Genomic DNA, 824 nt, shown 5'->3' with positions numbered 1-824 from the left:
CAAAAGCACGCGATTTTACAGTTTTATTGCGCACAAAAAAACCAATGTTTGCAAAAAGCATAAAAAAACGCGAATAGAACTTATCTATTCGCGTTTTGATAGAGCGAAATTAACTTAGATTACTTCGCGTCAGGCTTCTTCATATACTTAAAGAAGTCGCTATCTGGTTTAAGCAGCAAGACATCATCTTTACCAGAGAATGTATCTGTATAGCTTTCAAACTACGCGTAAAAGAATAGAACTCTGGGTCCTTATTGAAGGCTTCAGCATAGGTGTTTGCAGCAATGGCATCACCTTCACCACGTATTTCTTCCGACTTACGATAAGCATCAGCTTCCAGTACAATCTTTTGACGATCGGCGTTTGCCTTAATACCTTCTGCTAGCTCCTTACCCTGCGAACGAGTTTCTCTTGCTTCCCGCTCACGCTCAGTCGCCATACGACGGTATACGTTTTTACTCAAATCTTCAGGCAGGTCAATTCCTTTCACACGCACGTCGACCACTTGAATACCAAACTCACTAACCGTTTGCTCATTTAGCTTCTTGGTAATGATACTCATCAACTGATCACGCTCACCCGATACCACCTCAGTTAAGCTGCGAGATGCAAATTCGTCTCGTAAGCCTTTGTTGGTTGAGTTCGCCAACAAGGTCGTGGCTTGCCAACGATTACCCGCTGTTGCCTTGTAATAAGCTTTAACATCGACAATCTTCCACTTAATGAAAGAGTCAACGATTACAAATTTCTTACCCACGGTAAGAAATTTGTAATCGTTGACTCTTTCATTAAGTGGAAGATTGTCGATGTTAAAGCTTATTACA

General features: G+C 41.4%; 1 protein-coding gene. It reads right to left on the bottom strand.

Annotated features, from left to right (window positions below; all coding sequences use genetic code 11):
* Positions 1-139: 139 nt before the first annotated feature.
* Positions 140-824 (bottom strand): protease modulator HflC (hflC, locus tag A3763_RS08285; RefSeq protein WP_068759978.1); only part of this gene is annotated, 685 nt, incomplete at its 5' end.

It is taken from the genome of Oleiphilus sp. HI0128, from assembly GCF_001635365.1.
Note: the sequence above shows the minus strand (reverse complement) of the source record. Positions and strands in the feature narration are given on the sequence as shown.